At 42.3% G+C, this 317-nt stretch carries 1 protein-coding gene; it reads right to left on the reverse strand.

Features of this window, described 5'->3' with window-relative positions:
- A partial coding sequence (locus BP861_RS08310) for a TCP-1/cpn60 chaperonin family protein (protein WP_292374326.1) occupies window positions 1-308 on the reverse strand: 308 nt, incomplete at its 3' end.
- Window positions 309-317 lie beyond the last annotated feature (9 nt).

The following is a 317-nucleotide window of genomic DNA, read 5'->3' on the forward strand; positions in this document are numbered from 1 at the left end:
TTATGCTGGGGATTTAAGTATCCGCTCTTTATCTTGAGGTCATAATTTGTAATAAGGACTGCCGGATTTTCGAACGTTTTTGGCATATCCTCTCTTGCAGGGTTTTCATCCAGAATCAGGCCTTCAAGGGCAAAAACTTCGGTTCCGCCGGTTTTTTTGAGCACTTTTACGTTTCTGTTAAGATCAATCCTTCCTGACTGCATCTCGTTCAAATGCTCAACAACTTTCAGGACGATATCAGTTACCGCTTCTGCCTGTTTTTTTTCAATACCTTTTCCTGTTGCTGAGCACAGGATTGTTGTCCGCACATCTTCTTC

This window comes from Methanosarcina sp. UBA411 (assembly GCF_002495725.1).
Classification (GTDB): Archaea; Halobacteriota; Methanosarcinia; order Methanosarcinales; family Methanosarcinaceae; genus Methanosarcina.